This is a genomic window from Ferrimicrobium sp. (assembly GCA_022690815.1).
Classification (GTDB): domain Bacteria; phylum Actinomycetota; class Acidimicrobiia; order Acidimicrobiales; family Acidimicrobiaceae; genus Ferrimicrobium.
On the sequence record JALCZJ010000029.1, the window covers coordinates 16955 to 32015 of the forward strand.

Below are 15061 nucleotides of genomic sequence, written 5' to 3' on the forward strand. Positions count from 1 at the left end.
TGGAGGTTCGTGAAGCGGAGTCGTTGACATGGCGGGCCGACCGACGATGCCGTGGGATCGCTGGAGTCCGAGCTTCATGATCAATCGTGTGCTAGGCGCCAGTATGTGCTCGGGATGGGGATCGGTTCGGTGGTTACGACCTTAATCTTGTCTCGATGAAGCGGTAATTGAACCAGTAGGTAGCCAACGACCATGTGTGCCCGATCGCCGGGCACGAGATGTCGGGTGTCGATGTGCAGGGCATAGGTCACTTTTTGGCCGGGCCACATCGATAGCGTAAGAGGTTTGGCCGTCACGATTTTGACGTGATCCTGCCTTGACCAAGGGATTGATAAGGAGCCGACGACCTGGTTCTGATTGACGGCGGTGATGGAGGTCACACCAGCCCCGACCCGGTCGGCAAGCAGTTCGGCCAACGAGGCAGCACGGTGCAACGACCCGGGGCCTTGCTGATCGAGTACGACGGCGACGCCGTCAGTAACGTCACCGGATTTGGTCGGATCTTCGGTGGCGATGGCAGCGCATCCTCCGGACCAGATGGTATAGCCCGACTTGATTCCGACCACATTGGTGGTACCGATGCGGGCAACGATATTGGGCAGCGTGCCGGCCACGGGGAGCGTGACCATGTGTTCGTCGACGATTTTGTCAAAGACCGGGTTTCGCATGTCGATTGCCGCAATCGTCGCCACGGCTTGGGCGGTCGCGCGGGTAGCGGGATTGAAGCCACTGGCATCGCTGAAGTGAGCGCCGTCGAGATTTAACTGCATGGCGGTTCTGTTCATGGCATCGACGAAGTTGGCTTGTGAGCCCGCTACCCAGATAGCAAGGAGCTGGGCAATGTTGTTGGCTGAACGTGTGAGCAGTGCCTGAAGCAGCTGGTACTCGGAGAGCCGTTCACCGGCGATCACCTGGACGGATGACTGATCTTGGGCGACGTCTAGGTTGTATTGCTCCACGTCCGTGCTAGAGATGGTGATGATCGGGCCGCTCGACCCAGCCGCTAGCGGGAATCGAGTCAAAACCAGATGAGCCGTCATCAACTTTGCAAGGCTGGCGATCGGGACTGGGCTCTCGTGTTGGCTCGCCGCAACAGCCCCGGGCGCTATTGATGGGAGGGCCACGGCAGCTTGGCCCTGGCGGGGCCAAGACAACACAGGTACGACGCCGCGAGCAACAACAGCTTGAGGTGCCATCGCGCTGACTTGGAACCCTGGGAGGCTGGCATGTAGACGCTTGGTGGTCACTGCCCCAATGGTCACCAGGATCGCCACGAGGACGACCACGATTGTCAATCGCAAGTACGGGAGTGAGGGGCGCTGCATCTGGCCAACAGATTAGCGGGGCCTTTGGCAACCCGGCCGCTGGGTGGGTGGTGACGTTTGTGCCTTCCAATGTTGCCCTCGATGAATCTGAGGCTCTGATCGGGTCGGGATGACTAGAGTTGGCGCTCTCACGGTATGGTGGACCCATGGGAGAAGCAGACCCGAGTCGCTTGAGACATGCGCGCTTCGATGGTCCTTCACTGGACCTGCGGCTGTTGCGTGCTCGTGTGCTTGGTGACCTGCGTCGTGGAAATCTTCAGCCGATCGACGTCTGTGACGCCGATCGCCAGTTGGTCGATGCTGCGACGAGCTTTGGGGTTGTGCTCAGAGATCCCTGTCCGGTCTGTGAGGAGCGTGGCCTTCGCCAGGTTGCCTATGGTTTTGGCAAAGGTCTCCCGGCCAGTGGCCAGGTCGTTGGTGGTCAGCTCAACGATAGTGCTATGCTCGGTGTGCGCGATCTCAGCGTCTGCATCGTCGAGGTGTGCACGGCGTGTCGCTGGAACTTCATGGTGGAGCGGCGTTTTAAGCGCGCCAATTGATTCCACGTTCGCTCGGCATATGAAGTGCAGTGCGACCGATTGGTAACCGCTAGCCTGTGGTGGATCGATTCCTTGTTTGGGGGTCGTTGTATTGCTTTCCTGCTCTCTATGCCCGTGGGGTAAGGGAGTCCTGGTGAAGAGCCTGGTCCATAGGAGGTACCTTGTGAGAACGTATGAGCTTGCCCTGATTACCGACTCCTCGCTTGAGGAGTCGGTACGAAATGGCATTACGGAGCGTGTCGAGTCGATCATTACGTCGGCCGGCGGCTCCCTCGGTGAGGCAGCGATATGGGGGCGTCGTAGTTTGATCTACCCGATCGCCCACCATTCGGAGGGGTTCTACTCCTTCCACCGCTTCCAAGCTGAACCAGCGGCCGTGACAGAACTTGATCGGGTGCTCTCCATCGCTGACGAGGTCCTCCGCTTCAAGATCGTTCGCTTGCCAGAGCGAGCGATGCAGTCAGGAAAAGCGCCGCTCCTTAAGGGTGCAGCGCGCTAACACCGCTACGGGGACAGGAGAAGAGAACATGTCCGCAGGAAATACTGTTACACTGATCGGCAATCTCACAAAGGAGCCAGAGCTGCGCTTTACCTCTCAAGGTCTTGCCCAGACGACGTTCTCCATTGCCGTCAACCGGCGCCGAATGAATCAGCAAACCCAAGATTGGGAGGAGTCGACCTCGTTCTTTGAGGTTGTCTGTTGGAGAGAGCTGGCTGAGAACGTAGCCGAGAGCCTTGAGAAGGGGTCTCGTGCGGTGGTGACCGGACGTCTCGAGCAACGCACCTGGGAGACTCCAGAAGGCGACAAGCGATCAAAGATTCAGGTGATCGCTGATGAGGTGGGTCCGTCACTCCGCTGGGCGACCGCGCAGGTGACCAAGGCGGACCGTCGCACGGGTGGGGCCGACACAGGTGGACGCAACGTCGCCCAAGCGAACGTCCCTGAGCCATCCATTGGAAGTTTTAACTACGATGAGGAGCCATTTTAGGTATGGGAAAGAATACAACCAAGAAGCGGCCAGTACGCAAAGAGTCTGCTGACGCGCTCAAGAAGTTTAAGAAGAAGCCATGCAGCTTTTGCCTGAATAAGTCGGAGTGGATCGACTATAAGGATGTCGAGCTGCTGCGCCGATACATCAGTGATCGTGCGAAGATCCGTGCCCGCCGTGTTACAGGTAACTGCACCCAGCACCAGGCTGAAGTGGCGAACGCGATCAAGGTAGCACGTGAATTGGCGTTAATACCGTATTTGTCCCGACCGACCAGCGATCGGGAGCGTGGACCGGGAGCACGAGGCCGTAGTGGTGATCGTCGTGTTCGCAATGACGATGTTGAGAACATAGCTGAGTCCGACGATCTCGATCAGGATGACGGTGCCCGCGACGACATGCAAGAGGGTGAGGAGTAGCGATGGAGCTTGTTCTTCGAGAAGCGGTTACCGGGCTGGGCAGACGTGGCGACTATGTCAAGGTAGCAGACGGGTATGCCCGCAACTATCTTTTGCCGCAAGGTCTCGCCATTGTGGCGACCCCGAAGGTGGCGGCGCAAGCCGAAGCTATGCGCAAGGCCTCAGCCGAGAAGCATCAACGCGAGCTGGAAGCGGCGTCCGAGCTGGCCTCGCAACTGGTGGCGATTGAGGTGAGTCTGTCCAAGCGCGCATCCAAGGATGGCAAGCTCTTTGGCTCGGTCACGACTGGAGAGGTCGCCGAGCGGGTAACAGAGTTGGCTGGTATCGCCATCGATCGCCATCAGGTGAACATGTCAGAGCCAATCAAGACCACGGGTACGTTTTCGGTTCCGATTCGCCTCCACCCCGAGGTTGAGGTTGCAATCAACGTCGAAGTCGTCGCCGAGTCATAGTCAACGAACGTTATGGCGGCGCGAGCGTCGAGGTCAAGCAATGAGGCTCGAGTCCCGCCGCACAGCATTGAGGCCGAGGACTCGCTCGTTGGGGCGATGCTTCTTTCTCGCGATGCCATTAGTGAGGCCGTAGAGCTCGTCAGCGAGGATGATTTCTTTCAGCCCTCGCTGCGCCATATCTATGGAGCGTTGTGGCGGCTTTATACCGCGGGTGATCCGACGGATGTCGTTTCGGTGTCCGATCAGCTCAAACGAGCCGGGGTTCTCGATCAGGTTGGCGGGACCGAGAAGTTACTACTGCTGCAGGCCTCCACGCCAGCAATCGCTAGCGCAGCACGCTACGCCCAGATCGTTCGGGATTACTCGCTCCTGCGGAGGTTGATCGCGGCGGCTACCGAGATTGCCGAGCAGGCGTATGCGTCGCCGAACGACGTTCAAGAGATCGTTGACTTCGCAGAGGCCCGCATCTTTGATGTTGCCAAGGGCAACAATAGTGACAACGCGGTTGTCATTCGCGATGTTCTGTGGGAAGCCCTTGAAGAGCTCGAGGAACTCTACGCTCAAGGGGGAAGCCAAACAAAGACTACGTCGACTGGCTTTCGGGATCTTGACGAGAAGCTCTCTGGCCTACATCGATCGAACCTGATCATCGTCGGTGCACGACCTGGCATGGGCAAGACGTCCTTTGCGCTGTCGATGGCATCCAAGGTGGCGGAGAACGCCCAAGATCCGGTGTTGATCTTCTCGCTGGAGATGAGCCGTGTCGAGATTGGACAACGCCTGCTCGCGGGTGAGGCGCGGGTGGATTCGATGAAGATCCGCAGCGGTCGGCTCGTGGAGCGGGAGTGGGATCGAATCTCGCACGCCGCTGGAAGGTTGGCAGAGCGCAAGATCTTCATCGATGACGACCCCAATATCACGGTCCTCGACATTCGCGCTCGTTCCCGAAGGCTGAAGGCAAATGAGGGCCTATCGCTCGTGATGATCGACTACCTCCAGTTGATGTCCTCACGCCGAAATGTCGAATCACGCCAGGTGGAGGTCTCCGAGATCTCTCGTGGGTTGAAACTGCTGGCTCGTGAACTTGATGTACCCGTGATCGCCCTGTCTCAGCTGTCGCGTAACCTCGAAAGTCGAAGCGATAAACGTCCACTGTTAGCAGATTTGCGCGAGTCAGGCTGCCTCGCTTGGGATACTCGAGTTCGACTTGGCGACGGGACAAGCGAGGCGATTGGCATGCTTTGGGCCAAAGGTCGTACTGATTTTACCGTTCTTTCAGCGACGCCGGGTGGAGCCGTCGCTAGCGCGATAGCCAAGCGAGTGGTGGCGACCGGTGTCAAGGATCTCGTCCGCATTGAATTTGTTGAGGGTGGATACCTGGATGCTACTCCTAACCATCCGGTCGCGACACCTACTGGTTTTGTTCCAGTCGACCGTCTCCAAGTGGGAGATCATGTCATGGCTGTCGATGCAGATGGGACCCAACTGTTCAACACGGTGGCATCCTTTGAATCTCTTGGCTCGGAGCTGGTATTCGACATCGAGGTTATGGAGACACATTGCTTCTGGGCCAATGATGCTTTGGTGCACAACTCACTCGAACAGGATGCCGATATTGTCATGTTTATCTATCGCGACGAGGCGTATCGGCCTGACAGTCCCGATCGAGGGGTGGCCGAAATCATCATCGCCAAGCATCGTAGCGGCCCCGTTGGGACCGTGCATCTGGCGTTCATGGAGAACTGGGCGCTCTTCGCCGACATCGCCCAGGGCTAGTGTTCATTCCAGGTTTGTCGGGGCAGACCTAACGCGTCAACTAAGCGTGTCAGCCCGCCAGCCGCCACCGCTTCAGATCCCGTCGGGTCGAGGTGCTGGTGGTACCGTACTCTGGGCGCACGTTGGCCGACGCATGGTGTTGACAACGTCAATCGGCGCTTTGGGGGTTACGCCAGTGCCATCATAGGTTAGTGGCGTGTCGAATGCAGGTCACGGTCGTGAGCCTGCGTTGGCTGCCCCTCGTCGGTGTCGAGTGAATAGCCAAGTGTTGGGTGCGCTCCAGTGACGCTCTCGCTCGCTATGTCCTTGGGTCGGTCGACGTCGGTCAGGAGCTGGGAGAGGGAATTGAGCAAGAGGATGGCGAAGCCAAATTGGAAGATGACCTCGCCAGGCATTAAAACGTTGATACCGTTGTCAGGCAAGGAGAACATCGCGAGGAGGCCGCCGACGAACTGAATGGCGATCATGGTCCAGTTGAGGCCACTGCGAACGTATCGCAAGGTGATCCAGATCGAAACGCCAAGCTGCAATACAAAGAGCATCGCGCCGAGTGTCATGTGAGCCCAGTTGAAAAAGGTATCCCAGGTGTACGGGGTCAGCATGATCCCGGCCATCAAGATACCGATGCCGACGAAGCTCGGGCGCAGTAATGTGAACGGTTGCGGACTTGGTGGGAGGGTCCTTCCGATGTGGATCACGAGGGCTATACAGACGACAAAGCCCAGAGCGAGTGGGAAGAAGGTCGCAAGGTGAACGATGTAGTAGCTGATTCCGTAGATGTTCACCTGGTTCGTAGGCCAGACGAGACTGTCAACGAGTAGGGCTCCAAAGAGTGCAGCGTAAGCGATCATCAATGTCTTGATCGTGTGCTCACGCATGACTACCTCCAGTCGATCGCCTTAGCTCCTGTTTCTTCGCTCTATACCCTTGTAGTATACAACAAAACGCGTCAAGGTAACTTCCCGGCCGTACGGAGTTGGTGTGGGTCTGAGCGGACGGCGACCAACGAGGTGAATGGTAGCTTGGCTCCCCAAACCGGCAGCGAACGCTGCATGGGCTAGACTCAAAGGCCGGAGGACGTCATTTGAGAGATATATGGGAAAGACTGCGTAGTGAAGAACGAGTGCTTTCTGTCTGCACCGTAGCCATCGCGATTACTCTCTTTCTCCCGTGGCATACGTACTCTGTCTTGAGCGTCCGTGGGACGACCGATGGGTTTCATAGCTGGGGTTTCTTGACCGCGCTTGGGGTGTTGCTGCTCGCATTTGTCCTTACATCCGATGGACAGTTCTTTGCGCGTCATACGCCGAAGATCGCCCTCGAAACCTGGCGGGTGATCGGCGCGTTGGCGATGTTCGCGGGGGCAGCCCTGTATCTGACGATTGGACCAGGGTCCTATCACTCGACGAAGGTCCCAGTGAACTATGGACCTGCGTTTGGCGTTTACATTGCCTTTTTAGTTGGATTGGCGGCGTTGTTGTTGACGTTTCGCCAAGGAAGGAAATCGATACAGTGAAAAAGTTGGCTCTACTGCTCCCACTGGGTGCGGTGCTGCTCGCAGCCTGCGGCTCGACGAGCGCAAGTAACCCGGTCAGCGCGGATGCCGCGACCTTGACGAATCAGGAGGTTCACTTCTGCTTCGTCACCCAAGCGACCAGTGGTGCCGATAGCACGGAGCTCCAAGGTTGTGGGGATCAGAACTATCATGCGCATCTCGCGTCAGCGAGCTTGACGAGTTCGGTGAGCCTCTCTGGCCAGAGCCAAAGTGAAAAGGTTGGCGTTGAACGGATCGGCAACGCCGAGTGGGTCTACTACAAAAACAAGTGGTACGTCCAAAAAGAGCCGTTCCCTGCGACGTCGCCGGGATCGATCTCCTCGTTGCTCCGAGCGACACCGACGTTCAAGAAGGTCGCTGGCATCAAGGTTTTGGGCCAGTCGACGACAGGTTACAAGGGCGTCTTTACGGCAGCTGATCTGTCGGCGCACAAGAAGGGTCTCACCTCAGCAATGGCGACTTCACTAACGGGTCTCAAGTCTGACACCTTCATTGCCTATCTCAATAACAAGGGTCAGGTTGTGCAAGTCAACCAGACCGAGCTCGTAACATCGTCGACCACCAAGGTGACCGTCACCTCGACGGTCCAGTTCTCTCACTTTGGCGAGACGGTTGCCATCAAGAAGCCTCCGGCCAATGAGATCTCCAAAGGATCACCGACGTAACTGGTTCAGCTTGAGTGCGAGTGCGGATATGGCGGTCGAGCCGAGGACGATCGTCATCAAGGTGGCGTAATTGGCGTTCGATAGCACACGCGACTGCAAGAAGACGAGGGCCATGGCGATCGTCACCTCGCCCCGCGCAAGCATGCCTGCCCCCACGGCTAGTCGTGTGTGCGCTGCCCCAGGAGCGGCCACGGCGATTGCCAGGCGCGAGATGAAGAGGGCGACGAGGACAAGGGATCCAGCGACAAGAACGTCAAGATGAGCAAGTAGCGGTAGACGTATCGCATAACCAGCCGTCATGAAGAACATCGTCGGCAGCAGCCTTTCAACCACCATAACCCAGTGCTTCAGCCGTCGAGTCAGGAGCGATGCGATTGCATGTCCGTCAAAAACGCCCAGGAGTGCGGCAGACACCCCGGTTGCTACACCCGCGGCAGTCAGAACGCTGAGCTTGAAAAGCTTTCCCCGAGAGCGGCTTGGCCGAATGACGATCATGGCAATCGCAATCAAGACAGAGGTGATCAGGGCGATGGTGGGGGAGCTAAAAAGGTGAAAGACGGCACCAACCGCGAACAAGGGTGCGACGACCAGGAGGGTGATCCCGATGAGATCGTCGGCTACCGCCGCTGAGATGATGATCGGGTAGCCACTACCTTGCCCAGTCCCGTGTGGTCGCAGAAGACGAGCGGCGATGCCCGCAGAAGTTGGAATACTGCAAAGGACGAGCGCGAGCACCTTAAGGCTCAATGGTTCAATTACAGCGAGTAACGCGAGCCCCACCCCGCACAGCACCAGGGCACCGATCGAGGCGAGCAGCGCGCCTCGTGGCGTGAGTGGTCGGTGGCCGAGATCGGCCAGCTCAACGCCGACACCAAAAAGTAACGCAAAGAGTCCGATGTAGGCGCCGACATTGAGGACGCCTTGGTTGGCTTGTCCACCAAAGAGGACGCGCGCCAGTGCCCCGACGACCAAAAGGGCGATTGGCTCCGGAATCCGTAACCAGCGCGTCGGAATGCCTCCTACAGCGAATCCCACCGCAAGAACGGCCAACGCCTCAATCATCGTTGTTGACTCTCTTTCTCGGTATTCCCTTTGCGCGAGCTGAGGGTGAAATCGGGTGGACCCTTTGAGAGAGGCATGGTCACCACCCGTAGGGTTTAGCCTAGTAGGGGTGTTGGCGATGGGAAAAACAGTTCGAGGTCTCGCGGTTGTCGGTGCGTTGGGGTTAACCCTTTCGGCCTGTCATTTCTCGAATGGTGAGTATGGACCGGCATCCGCTGGTGCAGCGTTACCTCCGACGAACGGACCGGCTGGCTCCTCGGGCTCTGGTAACAGCGCGACAGCGAAGCTGCTTGGTGGGTTCGGTGTTCCAAAGACAGCATCGTCCTACGATGGCGCCGGCTTTCCGATCCCCGATTATGGGCCGGTGAGCTACCACAACTACGTCAACGGCGACCCTAAGTACCCGGCGACGATCGGAGTCCGTAACTCACCCTATGGCCAGATTCTCACCACCGGAAGCGGCTACACGCTCTACGTGCGTCTTGGTGACCAGTTCCGCGATAGCAAGTGCTTTAAAATCTGTCTGTACGCCTTTCCGCCTGAGCTGACCAATGGTGCCCCCCAGGCAGCCCCAGGAATCCTGGCGGCTGATCTTGGGGTTCTGACGGCGAACAACTCGTGGGAACAGGTGTCCTATGGTGGCCGGCCGCTGTATCGCTATCGCCTCGATACCAAGCCCGGTGAGATCAACGCTGAAGGCAAGGGTGGGATCTGGTACGTCGTTGGTGTCAACGGCCTCCCGATCACGAAGCCGTTGGCGAAGGCCAAGTCCTCGAAGAGCTAGAGCGAGCTCGTCAGGATCTGAGCAACGTCGAGGACCTGCTTGTTCGGGTCTGCGAGTCCTTCGGCTTGCCGTGCCTTGACGGCGTCATCGAGCATGATCATGCAAAATGGGCACGCAGTCGACACCACATCGGCTCCGGTCTCCAGCGCCTGATCGGTTCGTTCGAGATTGATGCGCTTGCCGATGCCCTCTTCCAGCCACATCCGTGCTCCACCGGCCCCGCAGCAGAACGCCTTTTCACGGCAGCGATGCATCTCTCGTGAGTAGACACCTGGAACCGCATCGAGTACCGATCGTGGCTCCTCATAGACGTGATTGTGTCGACCGAGGTAGCAAGGATCGTGATACGTAACCGTCTTGTCGACAGATTTCGTGGGTACGATACGACCATCGGCGACTAAGCGACTGAGCAGTTGGGAGTGATGGACAACCTCGAAGTTCCCGCCTAGTGCCGGATATTCGTTGGCGATCGAGTTGAAGCAATGCGGGCACGAGACGACTACCTTACGGATGTTGGCGCCGGTGAGTGTCTCGATGTTGACCTGTGCCTGGGTCTGGAAGAGATACTCATTGCCGATACGTCGGGCTGGATCGCCAGTGCAGCTCTCACGGGGACCAAGAACAGCGAATGACACCCCTGCTCCATGCAGGAGGGCCGCGATCGAGCGGGTGACCCGCTGAGCCCGTTCATCGAGCGCTCCGGCACAACCCACCCAGAAGAGGTACTCGATTTCGTCGTCGATCACGTCCGTGACGATCGGTATATCAAAATCGAGCCCTGACATCCAATCGGTGCGATGACTGGCTCCGAGGCCCCAGGGATCGCCTTGATTCTCGATGTTGCGTAGCATCGAATTAGCCTCCGTGGGGAAGCTCGACTCCATCAACACCTGATAGCGGCGGATGTCAACGATCGTGTCGACGTGTTCGATATCCACCGGACACGCTTGCACACAGGCGCCACAGGTGGTGCAGGACCACAAGACGTCTGGGTCGATCACGTCGGGGACGAGATTGGTATCGCTTGGTGTGGGGGACAACATCTTCTCACGCAAGCTCATGATCAAGAGCTTTGGCGAGAGCGGCTTGCCGGTGCCCCAAGCTGGACACTGCTCCTGACAGCGACCGCATTCGGTGCAGGCAAGTAGGTCGAGACGCTGTTTCCAGGTGGTTTGTTCGATGGTGCCAACCCCGAAGACGTCGTCCTCTGACAGGGTCTCTGGATCCATGTTGGGGGTGGTGGCTAGCGCTCCGAGGGCAATGGGGCGCCGAGCGAAGGCGACGTTGAGCGGGGCGGTAAAGATGTGTAAGTGTTTGGAGTGCACCACAAAGATCAGGAAGGTGAAGATGACTGCGATGTTAAGGACCAAGAAGATGGACTCAAGGATGTAGTTGGTGTGTGGGCCCATGTGTCGAAATGGAATCGAGAGCGCATGGGACATAAACGCGAAGTCCGAATATGGGAAGTCGCCGGCGTTGACCTGGAACGCACGGTAGGCGAGCAGGGTGATGACGACCGCTGCGATCCAGCCAAGGGTGATCCACGCAGTGGTGGTGTGCGAGCCGTAGAATCTAGAGGCACGGTCTCGGTGCTCTGGCGCCTCGCGAATACGAATCACGCTAAACACGCAGACAGCGACCAAGACGGCAAGGGCAAAAAAGTCCTCCAGAAACCCAAGCCAACTGTCGTGGCCGATCAAGGGTATGGCGAAGTGGCGGCTAAAGAGTGAACCGATCGCCTCGATGATGGTGGCGAGCAAGATGGTGAAGCCCCAGAAGGTGAAGAAGTGTGCGACACCGGGGACGGTTTTTGTCAAGAGTTTGCGCTGGCCGAGAACCTCTACGGCCTCTGCTTTGACACCCTGTTCGGGCGTCGTCCGTCCACGCTCGACCTTCTTGCCCTTGCGAACAACGCTGTAGAGGTAGATGCCGCGTCGTGCGACAAGGATCAGCGACACAACGATGATCACGAGTCCGATGATGAGGCGCTCGCTCAAATCTCCTCCTTGGTTTGTGATTCGCGATTGATGTTCGTACTGATCATATTACTGATCGGTAACATAAAGAGCCCAATCATGGGTCAGATGTCGAGTTGGTAGCGGCTTGGCGTAGGGCCGTCTTGGCCCTGGTACTTGCTGGCGAGCCCAGCTGACCCATACGGGTTGTCAGCTGGTGTCGTCATCTCGAGGAAGGAAATCTGTCCTATCTTCATCCCCGGATAGATCTTGATCGGGAGATTGGCGACGTTGGAAAGTTCTAGCGTGATGGTGCCAGAGAAGCCAGGATCGATGAAGCCTGCTGTTGAGTGGATGAGAAGCCCAAGGCGTCCAAGTGACGACTTGCCCTCCAAGCGGCCCACCAGGTCTGGGCCGATCGTGACACGCTCGACAGTTGCTCCGAGGACGAATTCGTTGGGGTGGAGCATGAGTGCCCCTCCCTCGTCGACCTCGAGGAGTTCGGTGAGGTCGTCCAGTGGTTCCCTGACGTCGATCATGCCCTTCGAATAGTTCCGAAAGACTCGAAACTTGTGGCCAATACGCAAGTCAATCGAGGACGGTTGCACGGCTCGTTCGGCCAGGGGGTCGATGACGACCCGGCCTGTCTCGAGGGCTGTCATGATAGATCGATCGGACAAAATCATACTGCAATTACACTAACCTTTGGGGATTGCTTCAAGTGACGCACATGGAAGGTTGATGGAGGAATCTCGAAAAACGCGGGCGTAGTTCAGCGGCAGAACATCAGCTTCCCAAGCTGAGAACGCGGGTTCGATTCCCGTCGCCCGCTCTTTCAATCAGTAGTTCGGTTTTTAACCGAGCGGGATTGTTATCTCTGGTTGATAGCGACCGCTATCGCTGTACGGCATGGACCACATGGTAGGGCCGGTTCATGGGCGTGGCAAGCACCAAAGAGCCAACACGACGTGCTGAGGATATTGCAGGCACTTTGTCAGGGTCGCCTTGGGTGCACGTGGCCAAGCTCATCACCTCGTCGATCAGGAGGGGAGCCGAGGGCTTAGTGCCAAGCAGAAGCACGATGCGGCCTGGATACGATGCTCTTGAGGCCGACAACGCAGGGCGGAACTGGGGAACACCGATGCTGCCGGCGATACAGAGGTCACCATACTGGATCCCAGCGCTGGCATGGTCGCGTTCTCGGTACACCGCTAGATGGATCTAGCACTCCTCGGTCGGTTGCTGGCGCTTTCGTGCCATCATCGACCACACCCCAAGAACGGATGGTGACATCATCAGCTGGTCAACGATGAAGCGATGGATTTGTCCTCACATGGAGCGTAGCCTCTTGGGTATCAATGACTAAGAAGTCTTGGCTCATCTGCGCATCTCCACGGTTCCAGAGGCCATCCAACGAACGAGCGTAGTCGTTGTTGGTGACAAGGTCACAGTGTGGAGAGTCTGGGCGAATGCAACGTCTTTCGGGTGTCAATGTGTAACTCCACGAGCCCACTGAGCTGGAAAGATATGACGTTTACACAAACAGGGCAAGAGCGGGCACGGACACCTGGTCCACCCCACTCCAGCCCTGTTGCTGCTGAGTTGTGCGTTACACCTGGCTTGTGTCGGCTAGGACCAATCTAGCGTATCGCTCGACCAAGAGGCATACCGAGATGTTGCGCTCCTCACGACTGATAGTGCATCGGCGCCGCAGGTGGCATCGGTGGATTACCTACCGGTCCCGCAGGTGGCATCGGTGGATTACCTACCGGTCCCGCAGGTGGCATCGGTGGCATTGGTTGCGGATCTGCTAACGAGTCCAGCGTACTTGTGTTGGAATCGTCAAAGTAGAGACCAAGCCGATGCATCGGACCGGGACCTGCCTGTGTATAAGTGGCAATGCCGAACAGCGCACCCGCACCTCCCTGATCGAGGCTGCGGGTTGCCACCTGTCGTCCCTTGGGGGTCACCTCCACGAGGTTGTTGTTCCCAGCGCCGTTGACCACCAAGAGATTGTGGTTGATTGGGTCGATCACAATTCCCTGTGGTGACATCAATGCGCCACCCTCTGACACCAGAACCGGTGTCACAGGACCAGTCGCTGTGAGCGCGTGAGGTATCGCATAGATTGCGTTGTTGTCGTCGTCAGTGACATAGAGCGTGCTGTTCCTCATGTCGTATGCCATTCCTTGCGGACCGGCAACCGTCGAAGGGGTTGGTGGAGTGCCAGCGATGTCTGAGGTTGGAAGATCCGTTACGAGCGGTGTGTACGTCGAGTTCAACGGCTGTCCGTTCGAGGAGCCGCCAGGGTTTGGGTTTAAGCGCCACACCTGTCCGGTCGTTCCGGAGGAGTTGGGCATGCTAGAACCAGCATTTGTCCAAAAGAATGCTCCATTCGCATAGGTCGCACCCCACACACCCTCGAAGAGATTATGGTAACCCATGTAGGACGAATTTTTATTAGTGAAGTTCACTGGCAGAGTGCCTTCGGGAGAGATAACTGCGTAACCCGATTGACTACCGTCACTGGCCTGACCGTAGTAGGCCAGCCAGACAAAGTCGTTGTTGGGGTTGATCGCGATGGCCACCGGACCGGTAATCGCATTCGAACTAAAGAAGGTCGTGGTTTGGCCGGTCTTTGGGTTGACTTGGACGATGCTAGTCCCTTCACCCATTGTGGATGTGTTGTTAAAGTCAGCGACCAAAACATTGCCAGCTTTTAGCGAACCGATCGTCTTCGGGACCACCGCGATACCGTAGGGGTTGGTATCTCCATTCGCGGCATTGGTCTGGGCGACCGTAGCGATCATCTTTTGTGGGAAGAGTGGGCCTGGGGCAGGCATGCCGGGCTTGGGAGGCGCAGGAGGAGCGAGAGGCTGGGCAAAGGCAGTTGCAGGTGTTACAACCAGCGCCAAAGCTCCAAGTGATGCCCCCAACCCTGCGAGTCCGAGGAGCGGTTTGGTGATTCTTGCTTTCATTTAAGGTCCCCTTTCAGGAGTTCGGTCAGTAGCAAGTACGTATCGAAGCGGCGATTTGTTCAACGGGGTTGCAAAATTTTTACTCCACGCTGGAGGTGAGCGCACTTCTTCGAGTCAATGTCGAAGGATTGGCCGTCCACAACGAGCTACGACTGTTCGCGTTTCGTAGCCTCTTGGCTGAATTCAAGTAGCGTGGCCTCTAGGGCGTAGCTCAGTCCGGCTGTAGCGAGAGGGTCGTCTGCCTCAGCGGATGTCAAGCTGTCCAGAAGGTAGCTCGCTGTGGTTGCGATGGGGGCGCAAGTTTGAGTCCTGAGGTTGATTGGGTGAAAGCGCTGTGAGGCATACAACGCAATACTGGTGGATCGGTCGGTTATGAAGAGAATTGGTGATTGAAACATGGTATGTCGATTGGCACAGGTGCGTGGTCAGTACGAACACCCACCCCCGCTTATGGGAGTGCTCACCAACAAACACACGGTTCTCATCCACAGTGTTTGGCCGTCGCTAGCGTTGTGGACGTGAGGTAGGGAGGTTCAGATTGAACTGGACACCAGCCATGCGA

At 57.5% G+C, this 15061-nt stretch carries 14 protein-coding genes, 1 tRNA gene and 1 pseudogene; 10 read left to right on the top strand and 6 right to left on the bottom strand.

Features of this window, described 5'->3' with window-relative positions; genetic code table 11:
• Nucleotides 1-80: 80 nt before the first annotated feature.
• Entirely contained in the window at nucleotides 81-1325 is a 1245-nt protein-coding gene (locus MP439_08925) for a hypothetical protein (GenBank protein MCI2976183.1), read from the bottom strand.
• Between the two features lie 146 nt (nucleotides 1326-1471).
• Between MP439_08925 and MP439_08930 the strand changes: the two genes are divergently transcribed.
• The 6 genes and pseudogenes from MP439_08930 to dnaB all read left to right on the top strand — a co-directional run bounded on the left by MP439_08930 (nucleotide 1472) and on the right by dnaB (nucleotide 5500).
• On the top strand, nucleotides 1472-1864 hold the full coding sequence (locus MP439_08930) for a DUF5318 domain-containing protein (GenBank protein MCI2976184.1): 393 nt from the start codon (nucleotides 1472-1474) through the stop codon (nucleotides 1862-1864).
• A gap of 163 nt (nucleotides 1865-2027) precedes the next feature.
• Nucleotides 2028-2363 (top strand): 30S ribosomal protein S6, encoded by a 336-nt coding sequence (rpsF, locus tag MP439_08935; protein ID MCI2976185.1) that lies wholly within the window; start codon nucleotides 2028-2030, stop codon nucleotides 2361-2363.
• A gap of 28 nt (nucleotides 2364-2391) precedes the next feature.
• Nucleotides 2392-2853, top strand: coding sequence for a single-stranded DNA-binding protein (gene ssb / locus MP439_08940; GenBank protein MCI2976186.1), 462 nt, complete (start codon nucleotides 2392-2394; stop codon nucleotides 2851-2853).
• A 2-nt stretch (nucleotides 2854-2855) separates the two neighbouring features.
• A pseudogene (gene rpsR, locus MP439_08945) lies at nucleotides 2856-3119 on the top strand (30S ribosomal protein S18).
• Nucleotides 3120-3274: 155 nt separating this feature from the next.
• Nucleotides 3275-3724, top strand: a complete 450-nt coding sequence (rplI, locus tag MP439_08950; GenBank protein MCI2976187.1) for a 50S ribosomal protein L9 — start codon at nucleotides 3275-3277, stop codon at nucleotides 3722-3724.
• Nucleotides 3725-3736: 12 nt separating this feature from the next.
• Nucleotides 3737-5500 (top strand): replicative DNA helicase, encoded by a 1764-nt coding sequence (gene dnaB / locus MP439_08955; GenBank protein ID MCI2976188.1) that lies wholly within the window; start codon nucleotides 3737-3739, stop codon nucleotides 5498-5500.
• A gap of 188 nt (nucleotides 5501-5688) precedes the next feature.
• On the opposite strand, the gene MP439_08960 is transcribed toward dnaB, so the two are convergent.
• Nucleotides 5689-6378: a hypothetical protein gene (locus MP439_08960; GenBank protein MCI2976189.1), complete on the bottom strand. Its 690-nt coding sequence runs from the start codon at nucleotides 6376-6378 to the stop codon at nucleotides 5689-5691.
• 245 nt (nucleotides 6379-6623) lie between these two features.
• On the opposite strand from MP439_08960, the gene MP439_08965 reads away from it, so the two are divergent.
• Both MP439_08965 and MP439_08970 read left to right on the top strand, forming a co-directional pair.
• Nucleotides 6624-7016, top strand: a complete 393-nt coding sequence (locus MP439_08965) for a hypothetical protein (GenBank protein ID MCI2976190.1) — start codon at nucleotides 6624-6626, stop codon at nucleotides 7014-7016.
• On the top strand, nucleotides 7013-7720 hold the full coding sequence (locus MP439_08970) for a hypothetical protein (protein ID MCI2976191.1): 708 nt from the start codon (nucleotides 7013-7015) through the stop codon (nucleotides 7718-7720). The genes MP439_08965 and MP439_08970 overlap by 4 nt, the downstream gene beginning before the upstream one ends.
• Here the strand turns inward: MP439_08970 and MP439_08975 are convergent.
• Nucleotides 7709-8782 (bottom strand): cation:proton antiporter, encoded by a 1074-nt coding sequence (locus tag MP439_08975; protein ID MCI2976192.1) that lies wholly within the window; start codon nucleotides 8780-8782, stop codon nucleotides 7709-7711. The two genes, MP439_08970 and MP439_08975, sit on opposite strands and share 12 nt — an antisense overlap.
• Before the next feature lie 118 nt (nucleotides 8783-8900).
• On the opposite strand from MP439_08975, the gene MP439_08980 reads away from it, so the two are divergent.
• Nucleotides 8901-9566 (top strand): hypothetical protein, encoded by a 666-nt coding sequence (locus MP439_08980; GenBank protein ID MCI2976193.1) that lies wholly within the window; start codon nucleotides 8901-8903, stop codon nucleotides 9564-9566.
• Here MP439_08980 and MP439_08985 read toward each other — a convergent pair.
• Nucleotides 9563-11563 carry a (Fe-S)-binding protein gene (locus MP439_08985; protein ID MCI2976194.1) on the bottom strand — a complete coding sequence of 667 codons (2001 nt, stop codon included), beginning with the start codon at nucleotides 11561-11563 and terminating at the stop codon, nucleotides 9563-9565. The genes MP439_08980 and MP439_08985 overlap by 4 nt on opposite strands.
• Before the next feature lie 83 nt (nucleotides 11564-11646).
• On the bottom strand, nucleotides 11647-12183 hold the full coding sequence (gene dcd / locus MP439_08990) for a dCTP deaminase (protein MCI2976195.1): 537 nt from the start codon (nucleotides 12181-12183) through the stop codon (nucleotides 11647-11649).
• 99 nt (nucleotides 12184-12282) lie between these two features.
• Here dcd and MP439_08995 point away from each other — a divergent pair.
• A tRNA-Gly gene (locus MP439_08995) sits at nucleotides 12283-12353 on the top strand.
• An 853-nt stretch (nucleotides 12354-13206) separates the two neighbouring features.
• Here the strand turns inward: MP439_08995 and MP439_09000 are convergent.
• The gene (locus MP439_09000) at nucleotides 13207-14499 is read right to left on the bottom strand and encodes a hypothetical protein (GenBank protein MCI2976196.1); all 1293 of its coding nucleotides are present in this window, start codon (nucleotides 14497-14499) and stop codon (nucleotides 13207-13209) included.
• Nucleotides 14500-15061 lie beyond the last annotated feature (562 nt).

Coding starts and splice junctions, on each gene's coding strand:
- MP439_08980 (MCI2976193.1), top strand. CDS start 8,901: ATGGGAAAAACAGTTCGAGGTCTCGCGGTTGTCGGTGCGTTGGGGTTA.
- ssb (MCI2976186.1), top strand. CDS start 2,392: ATGTCCGCAGGAAATACTGTTACACTGATCGGCAATCTCACAAAGGAG.
- MP439_08925 (MCI2976183.1), bottom strand. CDS start 1,325: ATGCAGCGCCCCTCACTCCCGTACTTGCGATTGACAATCGTGGTCGTC.
- MP439_08930 (MCI2976184.1), top strand. CDS start 1,472: ATGGGAGAAGCAGACCCGAGTCGCTTGAGACATGCGCGCTTCGATGGT.
- MP439_08960 (MCI2976189.1), bottom strand. CDS start 6,378: ATGCGTGAGCACACGATCAAGACATTGATGATCGCTTACGCTGCACTC.
- dnaB (MCI2976188.1), top strand. CDS start 3,737: ATGGCGGCGCGAGCGTCGAGGTCAAGCAATGAGGCTCGAGTCCCGCCG.
- dcd (MCI2976195.1), bottom strand. CDS start 12,183: ATGACAGCCCTCGAGACAGGCCGGGTCGTCATCGACCCCCTGGCCGAA.
- MP439_09000 (MCI2976196.1), bottom strand. CDS start 14,499: ATGAAAGCAAGAATCACCAAACCGCTCCTCGGACTCGCAGGGTTGGGG.
- rplI (MCI2976187.1), top strand. CDS start 3,275: ATGGAGCTTGTTCTTCGAGAAGCGGTTACCGGGCTGGGCAGACGTGGC.
- MP439_08975 (MCI2976192.1), bottom strand. CDS start 8,782: ATGATTGAGGCGTTGGCCGTTCTTGCGGTGGGATTCGCTGTAGGAGGC.